Source organism: Priestia sp. JNUCC 25, assembly GCF_053667915.1.
In genome coordinates this window covers 3688028-3706788 of sequence record NZ_CM132211.1, presented here as the reverse complement: position 1 = coordinate 3706788, position 18761 = coordinate 3688028, and the positions used below count along the sequence as shown (strand labels likewise).

Sequence of the window (18761 nt, the reverse complement as noted above, 5' to 3'; positions counted from 1 at the left end):
ATTAAAAATTGCATACAAAGCATTTATTTGGAAAAAGCTAAAAAATGAAAAGAAAGGTGTTTTTAATCGTGCCTTCTTTATTTAAAAATAAAAAAAGCAAAGACAATAAAAAGGAAACGGAAGCTTTGTCATCAGAGGAACAAGCGACAGTCCTTTATTTGTAATGAATGTGATGCTGCTGCTGTTAATTATTTATGCGGTGCACAAAGGACTTGAAGTAATAGCTAGAACGGCTAGACGTGTTTTTTATGATTGCATTAGTAATCGTAGGATTTGTTAAAATCAGCGTCTTTTTTTACGCTGTGATTGTTGGACTTTCCCACTGTTTAAGGTGAAACGACCTTCTGCGCTGACATATCCTGTGGGCACGGTGATTTTATTTTTTTCTTGGACAATTGCAAGTAATGTTCAAGAGCATTTAAAAGAAGGGCTAACGATTATGCCGGTGTTGCTTTTTATCCCTTTTCACGTAGTGATTCCGTTTACGCTGCTCTGTATAGCATTTATTAAACATCGCATAAAAAAACAAACGCGCTGCAGCCATCCTAATGGCTGCAGCGCGTTCGTCCGCTATCCGCTACTGCAAATGCAGCTGCTCTCGCTCTTTTTTTACTTGTTCTAGCTGTGAAATCGTAACAAGCTGATACCCTTGTGCATGAAGCTGCTTCATAATTTCAACCGCTGCTTCGGCACTTGTTTGGTAAATATCATGCATTAAAATAACTTTTCCGTCTCCGACTTGGCTCATAACTGCTTGAACGGAGTGAGGAACGTTTTTATATTTCCAGTCTTCGGGATCGATATCCCATAGAGTCACGCCAACATTTCCGATATAACGTCTTACATTTGCGTTGACGGCTCCATAAGGAGGGCGTACATGCAGTGGTTCATAGCCGCTCACTTGTTTAATGAGAGCTTGGGTATCGCCTATTTGGTGTTTGACCTGCGCTTCGTTCAAACGTGTGAGCTGAGGATGATCCCAAGAGTGATTTCCCACTTCGTTTCCTTCCTTGACCATACGTTCGATTGTTTCAGGATAATATTGAACGCGGCTTCCTAACACAAAAAAGGTAGCGTGCCCGTTCACTTCTTTTAATCCATCTAAAATCACATTGGTAGATGAAGGGTTAGGTCCATCATCAAAGGTCATCGCAACGACTTTTTTAGTTGGATCAATAGGCGCTCCTTGCTGCGGCATTTCGTTAACGATATGTTTTGGAGGCGTTTCTTTGACTTTATTTTTATTTGCTGCTTCGTCTTTGTAAGCATCGCTCAGCATGTCTTTAAATAAATCTTTTTGGATAGCGATTGTTTTGGTTTTCGTTTGTTCAGCACCTAGCTGATAAGGCTTAAAATAGATCACAATACTGTTTTCAAGCAGCGCAAACTGACTGAAATTTTGATTAGCTGCCCGAGTTCCTTTTTGAAGGTCCGGGTCAAAATCAGCTGTTTTCATTTGTTTTTTTAATTCAGCATATGAAATAGCCGAAAGGCGATCTAAATAGTTTGCATTTTCTTTAAATAAATTCTTTAACGTCATTTGTTTTTGAGCAGGCAGGTCAAAGGTAAAGGTTTTGAGAGAAGACGTTCCTTTCTCTCCATTTACAGATTCATATTCATCAAAGACAACGCTTAGCGTTTGCTTGCTGTAATGGACGGTTTTATATGTAATCGTTAATTCAGATTTTTTCTTTTTTGACTGCTTCTTCAGCTTTTTTTCATAGTGTGCCACTTGATCTGTTACGTAAGCTTGAATGGACTGATCGATTTCTTTTTTACCAAAGGAAGGGTAGCTAATGGCATAGCCTCCGTCGGTAAGGTCCTTAACTAGCGTTTGAATTTCAACGTTTGGATAGGTTTGATCTGTTTGAATACTTGCCGTTTTTTTCTCTGTACTGTTTGCTTTGACGATATACCCTGCTGTACCAAGAAACAAAATACAGCATCCAAGCAGTGTCAAAATACGTTTGTAGCCCATGGTTTTCATGTAGTAATATTCCCCTTTTTGTATATATCTACCTAATAGACGCATGAGACCATTATTTAGTTTTACTTTTTTTAAAAAAAACCAAACTATTTTTCTACTCATTCCGTCTACCTTATAGATGTACTTCAGCAAGAGAAAATAGAAGGGTATGAAAGACGATGAAAAAACATGATGCACATCAGGTGCTCGTAGCGTGCGTAACCGAGCATAAAGCGGATTTTTACCGGCTTGCTTTTAGCTATGTAAAAAATCAAGAAGATGCGCTTGATATTGTGCAAGAATCGATTAAAAAAGCACTCATTTCAATGGACAGTATCAAGGATATTCAATCGATTAAAAGCTGGCTTTATAAAATTGTTGTACGAACAGCAATCGATTTCCTGCGTAAGCATAAACGTCTAACGCTTATGGATGATGAAGCGCTTGAGTACTTGAGCAGCGGACGTGAAGATCAGTATAAAGATATCGATTTAAAGCAAGCAATGGATCAGCTGCCGGTTAAATATAAAACCATTATTATTCTGAGGTTTTTCGAAGATTTAAAAATGGACGAAATTGCGGAAATCATTGAGGAAAATGTAAACACGGTAAAGACAAGGCTATACAGAGGGTTGAACCTGTTGCGGATTACGATGACGGAGGAGGACTTAGAACAATGAACGAAAAAATAGAAAAGTTAAAGAAGCAGTATCATGACATTCCTATTCCAGACGAATTAGATGATGTTGTTGCACAGGCACTTTCTTCACATTCCCGTAAAAAGAAATCCTATATTTGGCCGAGCGCGATTGCGGCAGCAGCGGTGATTTTTATCACAACGGTGAATGTGAGTCCAGATACGGCAAATGCAATGGCAAAAATTCCTGTGCTTGGAAAAATAGTAGAAGCGATCACATTTGATGAACTAAAGCAAGAAGAAAAGCATTCTCGTATTGACGTGAAAACACCATCGATTTCAGGCTTGGAAAACAAAGGTCTTCAAACAAGCTTGAATGAAAAGTATATAAAAGAAAATGAGCAGCTGTATGAACAGTTTAAAAAAGAGATGAAAACATTACAAAAAGGAGAGAAAGGAAACGTGGCTGTCAGCAGCGGCTATGATATTATGACGGATACCGATGATTTGCTTGTGGTTCATCGATATGTGGAAGAATCGAGAGCTTCAACGTCGAGCGTCAATCAGTACGACACGATTGATAAAAAACACGAAGTGCTCGTTACGCTTCCAAGTTTGTTCAAAGATAAAAGCTATATAAAGGTCATTAGTGAAAATATTAAACAGCAAATGAAAGATCAAATGAAGCATGAAGAGGGCAAAATCTACTGGCTGACTGAAGAAGATATGGATCCTTTTAAAGAGATTGCTGAGAATCAAAGCTTCTATATTACAAAAGATCACAAGCTTAGAATTGTATTTGATAAATATAAAGTCGCCCCAGGATATATGGGAAACATTGAGTTTGAAATTCCGACAGACGTTATTTCAAACCTTCTGGTTGGTAAACGGTATATTCATTAAAAAAACAGGCATGAACGCTGAACGTTCACGCCTGTTTTTTTTACATAAAGAAACGTTAAAATTTATTTTTATGCAAAATAAGTTGAAATATATAAGCAATCATGTATAATATTTTGTATATATTTTCATTCTTTTTGTTTATAAAGTCTTAGGGGAAAATGATGTGAACGGTTGCATTTCTAGAGAGGAAGTGAAGAGGTGAAACGCACGTTAAATCAAGATACGATTAAAGATGCTATGCTGTTTAATCAGCTTGTGATGCAGGTAAGCAAAGCTCTTTGGAAGTCTACTGAAAAGGATTGGGAGCAGTGGGTTAAGCCGTACGATTTGAGCATTAATGAGCATCACATTTTGGGAATTGCATATCAGCTGGAAATTGCGTCGATGACCGACATTTCAAAACTAGGCGTCATGCATTTATCCACAGCTTTTAACTTTGCAAAAAAATTGCACCTGCGGGGCTATCTTACCCTTTCTAAAAATGAGAAAGATAAGCGGAATACATACGTACAGCTCACAGAAGAAGGAAAAAAGATGTTTTTAAAAACGCTCGAGGATTATAATCCTCTTGAAAATCCTTTGTTTCAAGGAGCGATGCCGCTACGAGATGTTTACGGAGAGCTGCCTGACTTTGTTGAGCTGACGGCTCTGATTCGAAGCATATACGGAGAGGATTTTGTCCAGTTTATCGAACGTTCTTCTCAAGAGCCCGCTAGCTTGAAAAAATAAAAAAGCCTTCTTGTGCAAGCTGAGAAGGCTTTTTTGCATATCAACTTTTTTCAGTTAACCGTTCAAGTTCTTCTGAGGAATGGGCCATCTTCTCAATTCGGAGAGACAGCTGCTTCATTACGCCGGCTATTTTTTCAAGCTCTTTTTTTGTTAGAACGGTTTGCTGTTTGTTCTCGGTTGTTATGCTAAGAACGTTTGTGAAAAAAGAAGTAATGTTGTTCATATTGTCAGCCGTATCTTTTGTTAATGTAGCGACTTCTCCACCTAACGCCGAGACGCTTTCGATTTGTTTTTGAATGTCTCCGATAAAAGTTGAAATATTGGAAATAGATTTCTTCGTTTCTTCTGCAAGCTTCCGTACTTCCTGTGCCACCACTGCAAACCCTTTTCCATGCTCGCCTGCTCGAGCAGACTCAATCGAAGCGTTTAATGCTAATAAATTTGTTTGCTCAGCAATAGAAGTAACAATCGAAACAATTTGATGAATTTGCTGTGATGTATGTTCGAGCGTTTTCATTTTGTTTTGAATGAGCGACGTATTTTTTTGTATGCTTCCAAGCATGTTTTGTTCTTCTTTTAATTTTGCTTGACTCGTAACGGATTCCTTCTCAATGACTTCTGCTAGTTCAGAGCTTTTGTTTGCATAAGAAACGACGTCAGAGGATTGACTGTGCATTTGATTCATAAACGTCTTCGTTTCTTCAGATAACGAAGAAAGGATAGATGATGTACGAGAGATTTCTAGCTGAATCTTCTCTTTTTGAGTCTGAAGTCCAGCGCGCTGCTCGTCATATTCAAGCTCATAGGCTTTTAACACAATTTGCTGCTCTAGACTAATAAGCTTTGTCATACTTGCAATAAAAGCCAGACATTCTTCTTTTGATTCCATCGTACGTTCACATACTGAAAGAAGCGACGTAAATAAATTTTGAAATGCGCACAAATACCAGTTTGGCTCAAGTCCAATTTTAACGTGCATCTTGGAAATTTTTTGACGTTTTACCACGAAAGCATCATCTATTTGTCCATCAAACATTTCTAAGATATGCTGTTTTAACGTTTGTTTTAATGCATGGACGCTGCTATGCTTTTCGATAATCTCAACCAAATGGGCCTGTTCTCCAATAGCTTTGTAAAAATCATTCACGATCTCTTCGATGGCGTTCAGCGCGTGAACTTGAAATCTGGCAATCCTTTCGAGATCCTCTGCTGTTAAGGAAATCATGTTAATCTGCTTTTTTATCATCGGGTCCGATACATGAAGCTTTACAGTGATGGATTCGACAGCCGCGGCTTCGGCATGCGCTTTGTTTCGTTTAAACCAATTCATGTTTATCACCTTTATTTGCTAGAATAGTTGTTTTTCTCTTCTTCTTATATTTCGGCGTTTTACATCCAAGAGTTGAGGCTGTTTAAGAAGATTGTTATCAAATTGTTATCTTCTATTAATTGAATTGTTATCCGCAGATGGTATGGTTGTACGGTGCTTAAAACATGATTCGGGGAGGAAACGAAATGAAAAAAATGCTATCGGCGCTTCTTGTAGGAGGAGCTTTATTTGCAAGTCCGGCAATGGGACACGCTGCGTTTGGCGACACGGTTTTAAAACAAGGGATGACAAATGATGATGTTGAACAAGTTAAAACGGTGTTAAAAGATAAAGGATTTTTAAAAGGCGAAGTATCGCGTTATTTTAATTATGAAACAAAAAAAGCGGTTATGGCTTTTCAAGAGAAACATAACCTAGAAGCAGATGGAGTTGTTGGAGAGAATACATACAATGCATTAGGTAAAGGCGGCGTTGTAGAAGGCGAATCAGAAGTGAATACGGATAAAGTAATCAGCAAAGCAAAATCTTTAATGGGCACGCCGTACAAATGGGGCGGCACTACACCTTCAGGATTTGACTGCAGCGGATATCTTCAGTATGTATATAAAGAAAGTGTAGGCGTTGATATTCCCAGAACGGTTGAAGATATCTATAAAGCAGGTGAAAATGTAAGTGAACCGCAGGTAGGAGATCTTGTGTTCTTTGAAACGTACAAAGAAGGCCCTTCTCATGCAGGCATTTATCTTGGAGACGGAAAATTTATTAACGCATCGTCTTCTAAAGGCGTTACGATTAGCGATAAAAATTCAAGCTATTGGAAAGATCGCTATATAGGAGCAAAGCGTATTGCAGCTAACTGATTTATCATTTAATAGATACAAAAAGGCAAAGCCTAAGGGCTTTGTCTTTTTTGTATTGGTTTCAGTAGGTAGGAGGTAGGTAGGGGATTACCCTATACAAAATGGACTAGTCAAGTGCGTATTTGTATGGAAATATGACAAAAGTTCTGTCACCTTTATGATACAGCTTGTATATATTGATAAAGTAATCTCTCAGGTTACGTCAATTGTTGTAGGTAATTTGAAGGGATAACAGTATAAAAAGGAGGAACAAAATTTATGTTTTTTTGTTGTTACCGTCGCTATGTAGAAAAGATAAAACACCTTTTGTTTTCAAATCGATTTGCTGAATTTATTCAGGAAAACACAAAAAAAGCAGTAGAAGACGTTGTTTATTCTGACACGTTTAGAGAATATGTGATCAGTATTATTAAAGAATCTCAAGAATCACCTTTTAAAGAAATTGCCGAGCAGTATATCGGACAGGAAGTTGTGATTGAAACAACCGCTGGTCCACTAGAAGGTGTTGTGACATTTGTAGGAGATGATTATTTGGAATTAGTAGAGTCTCCAACGTCAACGGTATTGCTGCCATTTACAAGCATTGTGACTATTCAAAGCGCTTAAACGAAAGGAGGAAAAAATATGTTTCAAGATGCATTACGAGAAAATGTAGGTTCATTTGTGCAAATCATCACAGCTATTGACGTTATTAATGGAACACTGCTTGCTGTTACGGACGCAGCGGCTGTTGTACGTACATCAAGCTCATATGGCGAGCCCGCGGATGTAACCATTCCACTAGTATCCATTACGTATGTTCGAATTTTCAGCGGAGTTGAGTGAGTTTGAAAGTATCAGTGATTATTCCAGCCTGTAACGAAGCTGATTCTTTGTTACCTGTCATTAAAGAAGTTCAAAAAATGAAGCCGTTTGAGATTATTGTCGTCGTAAATGGATCCAGTGATACAACAAAGGAAATTGCCGAGGATGCAGGCTGCCGCGTCATTTATTATGAGGAAGCTCTTGGTATTAATATTGGAAGAGCCATTGGGGCTAAAAAAGCAAAAGGAGATATTTTGCTTTTTTTGGACGGAGATATAGCGGTTCCTCATGAGGAGCTGATGAAATATACGAAGGCTATAGAAACCGGTCATGATATAGCGTTGAACAACCTTTCATGGATTATGAAGCGGAAGGTGCGTCCGCATCCGGTTTCCGTTGCGAAATACATGCTGAACTTATGCTTGCAGCGTGAAGATTTATCCATTCAAGCATTAACAGCTATTCCCCATGCTATCAAGAAAACATCAGCAGCTAAAATTGGATACGAGAACTTAGCTCACCCGCCTCTTGCTCATACGATTGCTCTTTTAAAAGGAATGTCAATCGTTGCACCGTGTTCTTCAGACGTTATTTATACCAATAAGATTAGAACCACCCACAAAACCATTCCTACCAATTCTCCTTTCCCTATTTCCACTAACTATATTATTGGAGATCATATTAAAGCGTTAGCTCATCTTATCGAAGAAAAAGGAATAAGAGGCGGGCTCACAGATGGTGATCGAAACCGAGAAGTTGTTTCCGCTTATACACCGAATGTAAAACGGAAAACAGGAGTTAAGTACAGTGCTGTTATTCCGGCAGGTGAAGAAAAAGAGACGATTGCAAACGTGATTAAAGAAGTAAAAAAAGCCGGAGTGGAAGAGATCATCGTGGTTGCCAACGGAGCCGATGAAGTAACGGTCAAACGAGCGATCGAAGCCGGAGCTACTGTTCTTCATTACAAGCAGCGCCTTGGACACAATGTACCTCGAGCAATTGGTGCGATGTACAGCAGCGGTGAAGTTTGCTTGTTCGTAGATGGAGATATTGTTATTTCCGCGGAACATTTACGTCCATATTTAGAAGCGGCTGACCAAGGAGTTGATGTAGCGCTTAATAATTTAGAGTGTCTGCTTGACGAAGTGCATCCCATCCACTCTGTAAGTGCGGCGAAATATTTTCTTAATATTGTTTGCAAACGTCCGGATTTAACCATTAATACAACGACGGCGATTCCGCATGCAATTAAACGGGATGTAATGGAGAAAGTAGGCTACGAATCTCTTATTATTCCACCTTTATTTCAATTAAAAAGTATCATGTACGGCTTTATGGTTCAGCCTGTTCATTTTGTGGATGTGGCGCGAACGAACCGGATTCGAAAAGAGCATATGAAAGTCAAAGGTCTAGCAGCATCCACTCAGAGAATTCTAGGAGATTATGTAGAGGCCATGGCGTACTATATTAGCCAAACTAGTGAAAGAGGCGAATTTCTTCCGGACATACGAAGACATGATCTTTTGTTTGAGGTGTTAAACAATGAATAAAAAAGTTGCCGTTATTGGTCTAGGGTATGTGGGACTCCCGCTTGCTCTTTTGTTTGCTAAAAAAAACTACACCGTGATTGGACTTGATATTGACGTTCGGAAAATTGAAGCGCTAAAACAAGGGAAAAGCTATATTCCAGATGTACGTAATGATGTGATTCAAAGTGAGAAAAACTTTCAAGCATATGAATTAAAAAAAGGTATTTCCGCATTTCAAGCATGCGATTATGTAGTGGTGACCGTGCCAACACCTATTACAGAGAATCATAATCCGGACTTAGGACCCGTTATTAGCGCATCTACGTTTTTGAAGGAACATATGGTAAAAGGACAAACAATTATTTATGAAAGCTCTACCTATCCAGGCACGCTTGAAGAAGTCGTTTTACCTATTTTAAAGGAGTCTGATTTGCAAGCAGGAGTTGATTTTTATTTAGCATATTCTCCAGAGCGAGTCGATCCAGCAAACAAGTCGTACGACATTGAGTATATTCCAAAAGTGATTAGCGGCTACAGCAAAGAATGCCTTCATCATATACAGATATTTTACGAAAGCATTTTCCAGCAGGTTGTACCTGTTTCTTCTCCGAAAGTAGCGGAAATGTGCAAGCTGTTTGAAAACATTCAGCGCCTGGTCAATATTTCGTTGGTGAATGAAACAAACGAACTGTGTGGGGAATTAGGGATAGATTTTTATGAGGTCTTACAAGCGGCATCTACCAAGCCGTTTGGGTTTACTCCTTATTATCCAGGTCCCGGAATAGGGGGGCACTGCATACCTGTTGATCCGCTTTATTTCTTATGGAAACTAAAGCAAAATGGGCTAACGAGCGAACTTATTGAAGCGGCTCATCATATTAATGAAGAAATGCCAAATAAAGTGATTAGGCGAGTTGAAAAGCAGCTTGACGCAAATGAAAAGCGCGTGTTCGTGGTAGGCGTTGCGTATAAAAAAGACGTAAATGACATACGTGAATCGCCGGCGCTGACCGTGTGTGAAGGTCTTTTAGAAAAAGGGTATGAATTAACGTATCATGACCCGTATATTGACTCTGCCGTGTTTAATAAGCAAACGTACTTTTCTGTCCCGCTTACAAAAGAGGAAATCGAAAAAAGCGACGTTGTACTGGTATTAACTGACCATAGTCAGGTGGATTGGTCAATCGTAAAAAATGCAAAAAAAGTTGTAGATACAAGAGGTATTTTAAATGAATGAAGCCGCTGAGTTATTCAGTGGTTCTTTTTTTAGGGGTGATATTAATGAAAACTCTTTCTGTCGTGCTGCCTGTTTACAATGAAGAAGACACGCTAAAGACCGTGCTTAAACAAATTAAGAAAGTGAATGTGCTTGAGATTATTGTAATCGCAAATGGCTGTACCGATGCTTCAGTAAAAATAGCAAAAGAAGAAGGGTGCATGGTAAAAGTAGTGGAAAAACGCCTTTCTCCCCATGAAGCAAGAATGGAAGGAGCCAAAGCCGCCAAAGGAGATGCCGTCTTATTTGTAGACGGAGATATTATTCTTTCTGCTTCTGAGATTGAACGTTTTGTGCAGCCGTTGTTATTTGGACATAGCGATGTGGTGCTAAACAAGTGGGAAAAAACAAAGATAAATGCTTTTAACCGCAGCGAAATGACGTGGAGTGCGGTCTTGCATCATGCGCTTGGAAAGCCTCATCGTGCCAACGCTTATTTAAAAGCGCCTTACGGGGTGCTGTTAAGTGTATTGAAGAACTACTGGGAGATGCCGCCTCTTTCTTTATTTGTGACATTGTTAACGCAGTATCGTGTAAGCTCGCACATTACGATTGAAACCCAGGGAAAGGGAAGCTTTCGTCCTTTCGATCGCCCGCTGCGCAGCAGAGAACGAATTCAATCCTACCAGCAGCTTCTTCAAACATACTATACGCTTGCGTCAAATCGTAAAAGGAGAGTGGATATGCTTGCGCAGCCCATTCCAGTTGTTGAGCACGGCTGGGGGAAACTATCATCTTTTTATGGAGGCAAACAGCTGTCTGTTATTGTTCCGGTTTGCAACGAAGAACAAACAATCAAACAAGTGATTGCAGAAGCAAGAAAACTTGAGCCGTTAGAAATCATTGTCGTGATTAACGGTTCCACTGATCAGTCGGAGGCGTATGCCAAAGAACAGGGTGTCAAAACCCTCGTCTACGATGAGCGGTTAGGGCATGATTGCGGAAGAGCTGCGGGGGCCCTTGCAGCAATGGGAGATATACTTCTCTTTATAGACGGGGATTTTGTTCTTTCAGCTCAAGAGTTGTATCCGTTTGCTTCAGCGGTAGCGAGCGGCGTTGATGTAGCTTTAAACGTATGTGAAGATGAAGAAAAGCTCACGCATGTGGTGCAGGGGTGGAAGTACGTATTGAACGAGACAATAGGAAGAAAAGATTTATTAATGAGCTCCATGACGGCTGTTCCTCATGCCATAAGCAGAGAGTGTCTGGAGAAAATTAAGCCCGAATCTCTTGCTGTACCGCCTTTTGCCCAAATAAAAGCCATCATAGAAGGTTTTCATGTGCAGGCCGTTCACCATGTTGATGTAAATAAATTTAACCGATTTCGATATTCTGAACACCTATCATTAAAGAGCCATTCTCCTACGGCAGAACTCATTATTCAGGATCATATTTTTGCATTTCTATCGTATCTTCAGCGCGACTGAGCAGGGAGTATTGCCTTACTTCCAAAAGAAACGTTTAAAATGAGATAAAGAAATTTGCTGATATCTTGTTTTTCTGTTCTAACCCCTTGAATTTGTTCACAGTTGTAACTAAAATTGTTACATGTGCAGACAAAAGTAAAAAAGGAGGAAAAGAAATGAAAAGCTATCAGCTTGGAACGTTTTTACTTCGTCTTATGTTAGGGCTAACGTTTTTTATTCATGGCCTTGGCAAATTCCAAAGCGGTATTGATAATACGGTCGGTTTTTTCCACAGCATGGGCATTCCTGCGTTTTTCGCTTATGCGGTTGCGGTTATTGAATTCGTAGGGGGAGCCGCTATGATTCTTGGATTTCAAACGCGTTTAATCGGTGTCTTGTTTGCGATTGTGATGATTGGCGCTATTTTTACAGCGAAAAGCGGTGCTGGTTTTACAGGCGGCTATGAGCTTGAGGTTGCCCTTTTTGTCGTTTCGCTTCATATGATTCTAGCAGGAAGCGGCGCGTACGCGTTAGACAACCGATTACAAAAACCAGAAGAACATTATTCTTAAAAAGGTAGGCGCTATGCGCCTACCCTTTTTTGTAAAAAATATCCTTCTATCGATTCATTTTTACTAAAATATACAGCTATCATTTTTAAGAAAATTCTTATATATGGTACTATTTGGTCATAGATGACTACACAGTCATTCTATTTGAACGATACGGGGAGGTTTTAACATGAAAACCGAAAGAGAAAACGGAATTGTCCGTCAAGTGAATACGATTCAAACAAAAGAAGAGCGCTTTAATCCTTTTTCATGGTATGAAGAGATGAGAAACAGCGCGCCTGTGCAATGGGATGAAGAAAGGCAGGTATGGGATGTTTTTCACTATGACGGAGTCAAAGAAGTGCTAGAACAAAAGAATATTTTTTCTTCTGATCGAAGACCTCCACAAAACCAAAGACAAACTGCACTAGGAACGAGCCTAATTAATATTGATCCGCCTAAGCATGCTGAAATGAGATCGCTTGTTAATAAAGCTTTTACGCCTAAAGCAATGAAAGCATGGGAGCCTAAAATTGCGCGTATTACAAATGAATTATTACAAGAAGTGGAGCATCTTGAAGATATTGATATAGTCGAGCATCTGTCCTATCCGCTTCCGGTTATGGTAATTGCCGATATTTTAGGCGTGCCGATAGAAGATCAGCGTCAGTTTAAAGATTGGTCGGATATTATCGTAGCCGGTCCTTCTAATAACGAACGTGAAACGCTCGAAAAATTGCAGCAAGAGAAAATGAAAGCAAATGATGAGCTAGAAACTTACTTTTATCGAATCATTGAAGAAAAACGCACGCGTCCAGGAGATGATATTATCTCCGTGCTTCTTCAGGCAAAAGAAGAAGGGAAACAGCTAACGGATGAAGAGATCGTCGGTTTTTCTATTTTGCTGCTGATTGCAGGAAACGAAACAACCACAAATTTAATTTCAAATACGATTTATTGTTTAATGGAAGATAAAGCTTCTTTTGAACGACTCAAACGTGAGAAAGAACTTTTGCCTTCTGCGATTGAAGAAGTTCTTCGCTATCGTTCACCCGTTCAGGCTCTTCACCGAATCGTAAAAGAAGATGTGATTCTTGCAGGTCAGAAACTAAAAGCAGGGGAACACGTCGTTCCATGGATGGGATCTGCGCACCGAGACGCGGAGTATTTTGAAGACCCGGATGTATTTAAAATCGATCGAAAGCCAAATGTGCATATGGCATTTGGAAGAGGCATTCATTTTTGCTTAGGAGCACCGCTTGCTCGAATAGAAGCAAAAATTATGCTGGCCGAGCTGATTGACCGCTATCCGCAGATGGACTGGAGCCCGGCATTTGAGTTAAAGCCGATTGAAAGTACATTTGTATACGGATTAAAAGAATTATTAATTTGGAAAAACGTATAAAAAAAGACTTCCCACAAGTCAATTTCACTGACCTGTGGGAAGTCTTTTTTTATGTAGATTCACTCTAGAGACTATTCTTATAAACTTTTAAATTCTTATCAGCAAATTTCTTATATCCAGTAGGTAGGATACGACCTGTTACTTCGTACGTTATTTATAAGAAGGGCAACGATTACAATTACAATCGATCCTATTAAAACGGGATTGATAATATAATTCCAAGAAGAAGCGCCTAAGATCACAACAATGGGGTCTGCTCCTGCGGGTGGGTGAGTTGTTTTTGTAAGCATCATAAAGAAAATGGCTAGGCCGACTCCTGTTCCTAAAGTGTAAGGGTTATTACCGAATAAATGATAGATGGTTAACCCCACCAAAGTCGCTACTAAATGCCCTCCAATAATATTTCTGGGCTGCGATAGAGGAGCGTTCCAAAGGCCAAATGCTAATACACAGCTGGCTCCAAAAGGGGCCATAAGCCAAGGGCTTGATGTAAGCTGAGTCAGTATAGCTAGAAGTAAAATACTAACCGTTCCACCGACTAAGCCTGTAACTGCATCTTTTACGTCAATTTTTAAAGGGCTTCTCGCGGTTGTTATCATTTTAGAAAAATATGATTGCGTGTATGAAATGTCTTCCTTTGCCGACGCTTTAGGTGAACTATTCATCTTTATATAAAACCTCCTTTATTTTTCAATCATTTTACCTCTTTGTAAATTAACCTGTCAATAATGATTTTAATGGTTAGTTTTTGTGAGGTAAAAAAAGCTTGAATTCATGATTAGAATTCAAGCTTTATTTCACCCCTATCCTTTTTATCTTGAAAACGCGCCGCTTTTTGCCTGTTCCCGCAGATTTTCATCGAGCACCATTTACGTCTTCCAGTTGTATCAATAAATAACAATACACAGTCAGGGTTGCTACATCTTCTTATTTTGTTTAGTTGGCCTTCACTGATTAACTGCAAAGCATCTAATGATAGTAAGGAAAAGAGTTTATTTACGATGCTCCCGATTGGGATTTGTACTAATTGCTGTGCATGAACTTTAAAAACATAAGGAGCTTTTTCAATATTTCTTTCTAAAGATAATATCCACTTATTATCAATGGCATTTCCATCTGCTATTGATTCAAAGTTGTTTCTTAAACACAATCGAAAATCATATATAAGATGTAACACTTCCGTTAATTCACTTTGGGACATACTCAATATTGTTTTATCAAGAGAAGGGATCTCTTCACACATTATATGAAGCCAGTCTAACAAATCTTGGTCTTCACTTAGTAACTCGTGACGACGGCCATGACTGACGACTTCAGTATTTACTAAATTGAGCGAAAGAAAAGGGGAGATTAAAGGGAATTTTTTTCTTTTATTCATATCGTTTCTCATTCCTTACTCTTTTTCTGCTTGAATTCTCGCTTCAGCAATTTTATCGGTATGATCATATCCCCATTTAAACATCAGCTCGATAATAGGGATGAGCGTTTCTCCAAAGGATGTCAAATAATATTCTACTTTAGGCGGAACTTGTTTATAGACTTCGCGGTGGATAATTCCGTCGCGCTCGAGTTCGCGAAGCTGCAGTGTGAGCATTCGCTGCGTCACACCAGGAATGAGTCTGCGCAGTTCATTAAAGCGGCGGCGTTCCTTCGATAATTGATACAAAATGACGCTTTTCCATTTGCCGCCGACTACATCAACGGCTGCTTCCACAGGGCAAGAATAGCCGTGAGGCTCCCATTTTGTTAAGTCGTATTTCATAGTGATTACTCCTTTTATCAGTGAGTTCAGCTGCATTTGTGCTGTTTATACTATAGCACGTCTTATTTGATAAAAACATGGAAATGATTCATGGAATTATTAACGGAAAATTAAAAAATTAATGGAAATAATTATGAGTTTGTTGTATGATGAAACTATGAAAATAACTTTTCTATTAAAAAGCGAAATATTTTGAAAGCGCTTTATTTATAAAGAACGACAGGGGAAAGGGCGGAGGAATGATGAAAAGATTTATCAAAGTAGAAAAAAGAAATCATGTGGCGGTTGTACGAATGAATCAGTCAATGCTTAATCGTTTGAACAGTGAAGTCATGTATGAGCTGCAAGAAACGATGAATGAGCTGCAGCACGATGCGTCGGTTGGATCTATTGTATTTATGGGAGAGTACTATAAGATGAACGGAGATCATAGAACAGCTTCTTTCCTACGTGAAGAAACAGGAAGGCTTTATCAGCCGATTCATGCAGTAGCAGCTCGAGCGATTTTTCAGCGTATTTCATGCAGCTCCAAACAAACGATTGCGCTTCTTACAAACTTTACGTTTGGCGGAGGATATGAGTTAGCTTTAGCATGCGATGTACGAATTGCGGAAGAACCTGTGCAACTAAAGTTAACAAACGGCATGACTGTTAGTGCGCAAGAAGCGTGCAACATGGGCAAAGTGCAGCACGTTGTGCAAAAAGGAAAAGGATTAGAATATTCACTTGCGCTGAACGCATTAGAAAAGGAAGCTTAAAAAACGCTTTCACTTTATTTTTATAAAGTGAAAGCGTTTTTATTTTGCTTTGTTGATAAAAAGGTATTGAAAATTCTGAAAAAAGGAGTAGAATGATAACAAATCTACTTATTTTAAATAAGCAAAGGAGCTGGTATCAATGCCATTCATTTTTAAAGAAGCGGTAGTCGGATTGTTTACAGCGGCAGCAGCAGGTTTACTGGCGTTTCAAGGGGTAGAAGTGGTGTCAGCCATCATTCATCTGCTAACTTTTTGGAAACAGTAATAGCTAATAAGTAGAGGAACGACTTATAAAGATAAGGGGCTTGAGATTTTCTCAGCCCTTTTTGTTGTGGAGTTCATTATTTTTCAGTATACTAACGGTGGAAATTAAGACATAATATGGTTACATAGCAGGGATTTACGAATTCAGTAGGGAAGTATGTAGACTCTGAAAAAAATAAACAACGATCGCTTTTACCCGGTAACAAGTTCTGTTATCGGGTAACGTGTGTAAGGGGTGTGGATAAGTGAAAGACAAAAATTTAACAGAAGAACAGCAGCGAGTTGATTGGGTAGTAGAAGAAATCAGCCAAAAAGCTGAAAAAATAGGCAAAAGCGTAGGAAACGTAAAAGGCGAAATTGTCGATTTGCGAAGCACGTTTTGGGACGATGTCACGGTTAATATGGATGAGCCGGATGATGTGATTGAGACATTTACGAGTATTAAGCAGCAGGCAGAACTTTTAGCTGAACGTGAAATTACCCATAGACAAGCGTATGATCAATTAAAAACATTAAAAAAACTAACGCAATCCCCTTATTTTGGACGTTTTGATTTTATAGAAAATGGCGAAAAAGAAGCGGAAGCTATTTATGTGGGCGTGGGCTCTTTAATGGATCAAAAAGATGAAGAGTTTTTAATTTATGATTGGCGTGCGCCTATTTCGAGTCTTTATTATGATTATTCACCGGGAAAAGCGCAGTACGAAACGCCAGGTGAAGCGATTAAAGGCGAGATGAAGCTAAAGCGTCAGTTTATTATCGAAAATAGCGTAATTAAAAGCATGTTTGATACAGGAATTACCATTCGAGACGAACTGCTTCAAGAAGTGCTCGGACACAATGCAAGCAGTCAAATGAAAAGTATTGTAGCGACTATTCAAAAAGAACAAAACCAAATTATTCGAAATGAAAAAAATAAAGTGCTGATCGTTCAAGGGGTAGCAGGGAGCGGTAAAACGTCTGCAGCTCTTCAGCGCGTGGCTTATCTTCTCTATCATCACCGAAAGCAGCTGACTGCAGAAAACATGATGCTGTTTTCACCAAATCCGCTTTTTAACAGCTACGTCTCAACCGTTCTTCCGGAGCTTGGAGAAGACAATATGAAACAAACAACGTTTCAGCAATATGCCGATGGCCGGTTAGGAAACGAGTTTGAAGTGGAGGACTTGTTCGTGCAAATCGAATATTTGCTAACGGAAAAAGATGCTGCGGCAAAAAAGCAAAAAATGCAGGAAATTCGCTACAAGGCAAGCTGTGAATTTAAAAAGCAGGTAGATGCGTATATTGAAGAACTGTCTACTAAAGACATCATTTTTAAAAACATTAAGTTTCGCGGCGAAATCGTGTTATCTGCTCGGCGTCTGCTGTCTTATTTCTATTCGCTTGATAAGGGAATTTCCATACCTAACAGGATGCAGCTCGTTGCGGAATGGGCGCTTAAACTCATTAATCAGCTTGAAAAACTTGAGCGCAAAAAAGATTGGGTTCAAGAAGAAATTCAGCTTTTAGAAAAAGAAGATTATGTAGAGGCCTATCAGCACTTGCAGAAAAAGGAAGGCTACACGGAAAGTTCATTTGACGACTTTGACCGGGAACAAGCGTATTTAGCCAAAGCGGTTGTAGCTAAAAAAATGAAATTTATTAAGCAAGCCATCAAACAGCTTAAATTTATCGACATTCGCCGTATCTATATGCAGCTGTTTGAAAGAAATCACCTTTTTTCCCACGTAGAGGGATGGGAAGACACTGCTAAAAACACGGTGAAAAGAGTCATGAACATGAAGCTGTCTTATGAAGACGTAACGCCTTACTTATATATAAAAGATCAAATTGAAGGGCGTAAAACCAACCCTGTCATTCGCTATTTGTTTATTGATGAAGCACAGGACTATTCACCGTTTCAGCTGGCGTTTTTAAAAGAGCTGTTTCCGCATGCCAGAATGACGCTGCTTGGAGACTTGAATCAAGCGATCTATGCGCACGCCTTGAACGCACCGACCATTCTTTCAAGCGAACTGTACGAAGAGAAAGAAGCAGAAACGCTGACTCTTACGAGAAGCTACCGATCAACACGTCAAATTGTCGAATTTTCAAGGGATATGGTAGCAAACGGTCATTTAATCGAGCCGTTTAATCGAGACGGAGCGAAACCGACCGTAACGGCTACAGGCGACGTGCAAAAGCTGCATGAGGCAATTATACACAAAATTAATGAATTGAAGCAGCAAAACTATAAAACGATTGCTGTTATTGCCAAAACAGCTGAGGAAAGTCGTCAGGCATTCCAAGCACTGCCTGAAGCGATGTCTGCAAGGCTGCTGACAAAAGAAACAAGTTCATTTGAAAAAGGCATGCTTGTTCTGCCAGCTTACTTAGCAAAAGGAATTGAATTTGATGCCGTCATCATTTACAATGCATCGAGTGAATGTTACCAAGATGAATACGAGCGAAATTTATTTTATACAGCATGTACAAGAGCGATGCATGAGCTGCACTTGTTCTCGCTTGGTGAAATCAGCCCGTTTATATCAAATAAAGAAACTTATGAATACCAAAGTCAATAAAAGAAGGCAGCCAGTAG

At 39.3% G+C, this 18761-nt stretch carries 20 protein-coding genes; 15 read left to right on the top strand and 5 right to left on the bottom strand.

The features are described 5' to 3' along the window. The first annotated feature begins 248 nt into the window (after nucleotides 1-248). On the top strand, nucleotides 249-335 hold the full coding sequence (locus tag JNUCC25_RS19550) for a hypothetical protein (protein ID WP_454223286.1): 87 nt from the start codon (nucleotides 249-251) through the stop codon (nucleotides 333-335). Nucleotides 336-577: 242 nt separating this feature from the next. On the opposite strand, the gene JNUCC25_RS19545 is transcribed toward JNUCC25_RS19550, so the two are convergent. Then, a complete protein-coding gene (locus tag JNUCC25_RS19545) occupies nucleotides 578-1987 on the bottom strand; it encodes a polysaccharide deacetylase family protein (protein ID WP_454222349.1) in 1410 nt (469 codons plus the stop codon). A 158-nt stretch (nucleotides 1988-2145) separates the two neighbouring features. Between JNUCC25_RS19545 and JNUCC25_RS19540 the strand changes: the two genes are divergently transcribed. The 3 genes from JNUCC25_RS19540 (at nucleotide 2146) to JNUCC25_RS19530 (ending at nucleotide 4235) form a co-directional block, all read left to right on the top strand. Then, nucleotides 2146-2646, top strand: coding sequence for an RNA polymerase sigma factor (locus JNUCC25_RS19540; protein ID WP_013058580.1), 501 nt, complete (start codon nucleotides 2146-2148; stop codon nucleotides 2644-2646). Next, the gene (locus tag JNUCC25_RS19535) at nucleotides 2643-3506 is read left to right on the top strand and encodes an RsiV family protein (RefSeq protein ID WP_064472039.1); all 864 of its coding nucleotides are present in this window, start codon (nucleotides 2643-2645) and stop codon (nucleotides 3504-3506) included. Before JNUCC25_RS19540 ends, JNUCC25_RS19535 begins: the two co-directional genes overlap by 4 nt. Nucleotides 3507-3704: 198 nt before the next feature. Then, a complete protein-coding gene (locus tag JNUCC25_RS19530) occupies nucleotides 3705-4235 on the top strand; it encodes an HTH-type transcriptional regulator Hpr (protein WP_013058578.1) in 531 nt (176 codons plus the stop codon). Nucleotides 4236-4275: 40 nt separating this feature from the next. Here JNUCC25_RS19530 and JNUCC25_RS19525 read toward each other — a convergent pair whose 3' ends face one another. Next, nucleotides 4276-5565 carry a globin-coupled sensor protein gene (locus JNUCC25_RS19525; protein WP_055990598.1) on the bottom strand — a complete coding sequence of 430 codons (1290 nt, stop codon included), beginning with the start codon at nucleotides 5563-5565 and terminating at the stop codon, nucleotides 4276-4278. Nucleotides 5566-5750: 185 nt separating this feature from the next. On the opposite strand from JNUCC25_RS19525, the gene JNUCC25_RS19520 reads away from it, so the two are divergent. From JNUCC25_RS19520 to JNUCC25_RS19485, 8 genes are all read left to right on the top strand, one after another. Further along, entirely contained in the window at nucleotides 5751-6425 is a 675-nt protein-coding gene (locus JNUCC25_RS19520; protein ID WP_013058576.1) for a C40 family peptidase, read from the top strand. 258 nt (nucleotides 6426-6683) lie between these two features. Further along, entirely contained in the window at nucleotides 6684-7031 is a 348-nt protein-coding gene (locus JNUCC25_RS19515; protein ID WP_029323778.1) for a DUF2642 domain-containing protein, read from the top strand. Nucleotides 7032-7049: 18 nt separating this feature from the next. Then, nucleotides 7050-7250 carry a hypothetical protein gene (locus JNUCC25_RS19510; RefSeq protein WP_029323776.1) on the top strand — a complete coding sequence of 67 codons (201 nt, stop codon included), beginning with the start codon at nucleotides 7050-7052 and terminating at the stop codon, nucleotides 7248-7250. Between the two features lie 2 nt (nucleotides 7251-7252). Further along, nucleotides 7253-8779, top strand: a complete 1527-nt coding sequence (locus tag JNUCC25_RS19505) for a glycosyltransferase family 2 protein (protein ID WP_029323774.1) — start codon at nucleotides 7253-7255, stop codon at nucleotides 8777-8779. Then, the gene (locus tag JNUCC25_RS19500) at nucleotides 8772-9995 is read left to right on the top strand and encodes a nucleotide sugar dehydrogenase (RefSeq protein ID WP_029323773.1); all 1224 of its coding nucleotides are present in this window, start codon (nucleotides 8772-8774) and stop codon (nucleotides 9993-9995) included. The genes JNUCC25_RS19505 and JNUCC25_RS19500 overlap by 8 nt, the downstream gene beginning before the upstream one ends. Nucleotides 9996-10039: 44 nt before the next feature. Continuing rightward, on the top strand, nucleotides 10040-11461 hold the full coding sequence (locus JNUCC25_RS19495) for a glycosyltransferase family 2 protein (RefSeq protein ID WP_064472252.1): 1422 nt from the start codon (nucleotides 10040-10042) through the stop codon (nucleotides 11459-11461). A gap of 155 nt (nucleotides 11462-11616) precedes the next feature. Continuing rightward, nucleotides 11617-12012: a DoxX family protein gene (locus JNUCC25_RS19490; RefSeq protein ID WP_013058570.1), complete on the top strand. Its 396-nt coding sequence runs from the start codon at nucleotides 11617-11619 to the stop codon at nucleotides 12010-12012. 169 nt (nucleotides 12013-12181) lie between these two features. Beyond that, nucleotides 12182-13396 (top strand): cytochrome P450, encoded by a 1215-nt coding sequence (locus JNUCC25_RS19485; RefSeq protein WP_029323763.1) that lies wholly within the window; start codon nucleotides 12182-12184, stop codon nucleotides 13394-13396. 110 nt (nucleotides 13397-13506) lie between these two features. Here JNUCC25_RS19485 and JNUCC25_RS19480 read toward each other — a convergent pair whose 3' ends face one another. From JNUCC25_RS19480 to JNUCC25_RS19470, 3 genes are all read right to left on the bottom strand, one after another. Then, on the bottom strand, nucleotides 13507-14061 hold the full coding sequence (locus JNUCC25_RS19480; RefSeq protein ID WP_013058568.1) for an HPP family protein: 555 nt from the start codon (nucleotides 14059-14061) through the stop codon (nucleotides 13507-13509). A gap of 113 nt (nucleotides 14062-14174) precedes the next feature. Next, entirely contained in the window at nucleotides 14175-14774 is a 600-nt protein-coding gene (locus JNUCC25_RS19475; protein ID WP_029323761.1) for a CGNR zinc finger domain-containing protein, read from the bottom strand. A 15-nt stretch (nucleotides 14775-14789) separates the two neighbouring features. Further along, entirely contained in the window at nucleotides 14790-15158 is a 369-nt protein-coding gene (locus JNUCC25_RS19470) for a winged helix-turn-helix transcriptional regulator (RefSeq protein WP_029323759.1), read from the bottom strand. A 239-nt stretch (nucleotides 15159-15397) separates the two neighbouring features. Here JNUCC25_RS19470 and JNUCC25_RS19465 point away from each other — a divergent pair, with 239 nt between their 5' ends. The 3 genes from JNUCC25_RS19465 (at nucleotide 15398) to helD (ending at nucleotide 18744) form a co-directional block, all read left to right on the top strand. Further along, nucleotides 15398-15916 carry an enoyl-CoA hydratase/isomerase family protein gene (locus JNUCC25_RS19465; RefSeq protein ID WP_223268980.1) on the top strand — a complete coding sequence of 173 codons (519 nt, stop codon included), beginning with the start codon at nucleotides 15398-15400 and terminating at the stop codon, nucleotides 15914-15916. A gap of 139 nt (nucleotides 15917-16055) precedes the next feature. Continuing rightward, nucleotides 16056-16181, top strand: a complete 126-nt coding sequence (locus JNUCC25_RS19460) for a hypothetical protein (RefSeq protein ID WP_016765178.1) — start codon at nucleotides 16056-16058, stop codon at nucleotides 16179-16181. 244 nt (nucleotides 16182-16425) lie between these two features. Further along, the gene (gene helD, locus JNUCC25_RS19455) at nucleotides 16426-18744 is read left to right on the top strand and encodes an RNA polymerase recycling motor HelD (RefSeq protein ID WP_454222343.1); all 2319 of its coding nucleotides are present in this window, start codon (nucleotides 16426-16428) and stop codon (nucleotides 18742-18744) included. Nucleotides 18745-18761 lie beyond the last annotated feature (17 nt).

Coding starts and splice junctions, on each gene's coding strand:
- JNUCC25_RS19550 (WP_454223286.1), top strand. CDS start 249: ATGATTGCATTAGTAATCGTAGGATTTGTTAAAATCAGCGTCTTTTTT.
- JNUCC25_RS19545 (WP_454222349.1), bottom strand. CDS start 1,987: ATGAAAACCATGGGCTACAAACGTATTTTGACACTGCTTGGATGCTGT.
- JNUCC25_RS19540 (WP_013058580.1), top strand. CDS start 2,146: ATGAAAAAACATGATGCACATCAGGTGCTCGTAGCGTGCGTAACCGAG.
- JNUCC25_RS19535 (WP_064472039.1), top strand. CDS start 2,643: ATGAACGAAAAAATAGAAAAGTTAAAGAAGCAGTATCATGACATTCCT.
- JNUCC25_RS19525 (WP_055990598.1), bottom strand. CDS start 5,565: ATGAATTGGTTTAAACGAAACAAAGCGCATGCCGAAGCCGCGGCTGTC.
- JNUCC25_RS19520 (WP_013058576.1), top strand. CDS start 5,751: ATGAAAAAAATGCTATCGGCGCTTCTTGTAGGAGGAGCTTTATTTGCA.
- JNUCC25_RS19515 (WP_029323778.1), top strand. CDS start 6,684: ATGTTTTTTTGTTGTTACCGTCGCTATGTAGAAAAGATAAAACACCTT.
- JNUCC25_RS19510 (WP_029323776.1), top strand. CDS start 7,050: ATGTTTCAAGATGCATTACGAGAAAATGTAGGTTCATTTGTGCAAATC.
- JNUCC25_RS19500 (WP_029323773.1), top strand. CDS start 8,772: ATGAATAAAAAAGTTGCCGTTATTGGTCTAGGGTATGTGGGACTCCCG.
- JNUCC25_RS19495 (WP_064472252.1), top strand. CDS start 10,040: ATGAAAACTCTTTCTGTCGTGCTGCCTGTTTACAATGAAGAAGACACG.
- JNUCC25_RS19490 (WP_013058570.1), top strand. CDS start 11,617: ATGAAAAGCTATCAGCTTGGAACGTTTTTACTTCGTCTTATGTTAGGG.
- JNUCC25_RS19485 (WP_029323763.1), top strand. CDS start 12,182: ATGAAAACCGAAAGAGAAAACGGAATTGTCCGTCAAGTGAATACGATT.
- JNUCC25_RS19480 (WP_013058568.1), bottom strand. CDS start 14,061: ATGAATAGTTCACCTAAAGCGTCGGCAAAGGAAGACATTTCATACACG.
- JNUCC25_RS19475 (WP_029323761.1), bottom strand. CDS start 14,774: ATGAATAAAAGAAAAAAATTCCCTTTAATCTCCCCTTTTCTTTCGCTC.
- JNUCC25_RS19470 (WP_029323759.1), bottom strand. CDS start 15,158: ATGAAATACGACTTAACAAAATGGGAGCCTCACGGCTATTCTTGCCCT.
- JNUCC25_RS19465 (WP_223268980.1), top strand. CDS start 15,398: ATGATGAAAAGATTTATCAAAGTAGAAAAAAGAAATCATGTGGCGGTT.
- JNUCC25_RS19460 (WP_016765178.1), top strand. CDS start 16,056: ATGCCATTCATTTTTAAAGAAGCGGTAGTCGGATTGTTTACAGCGGCA.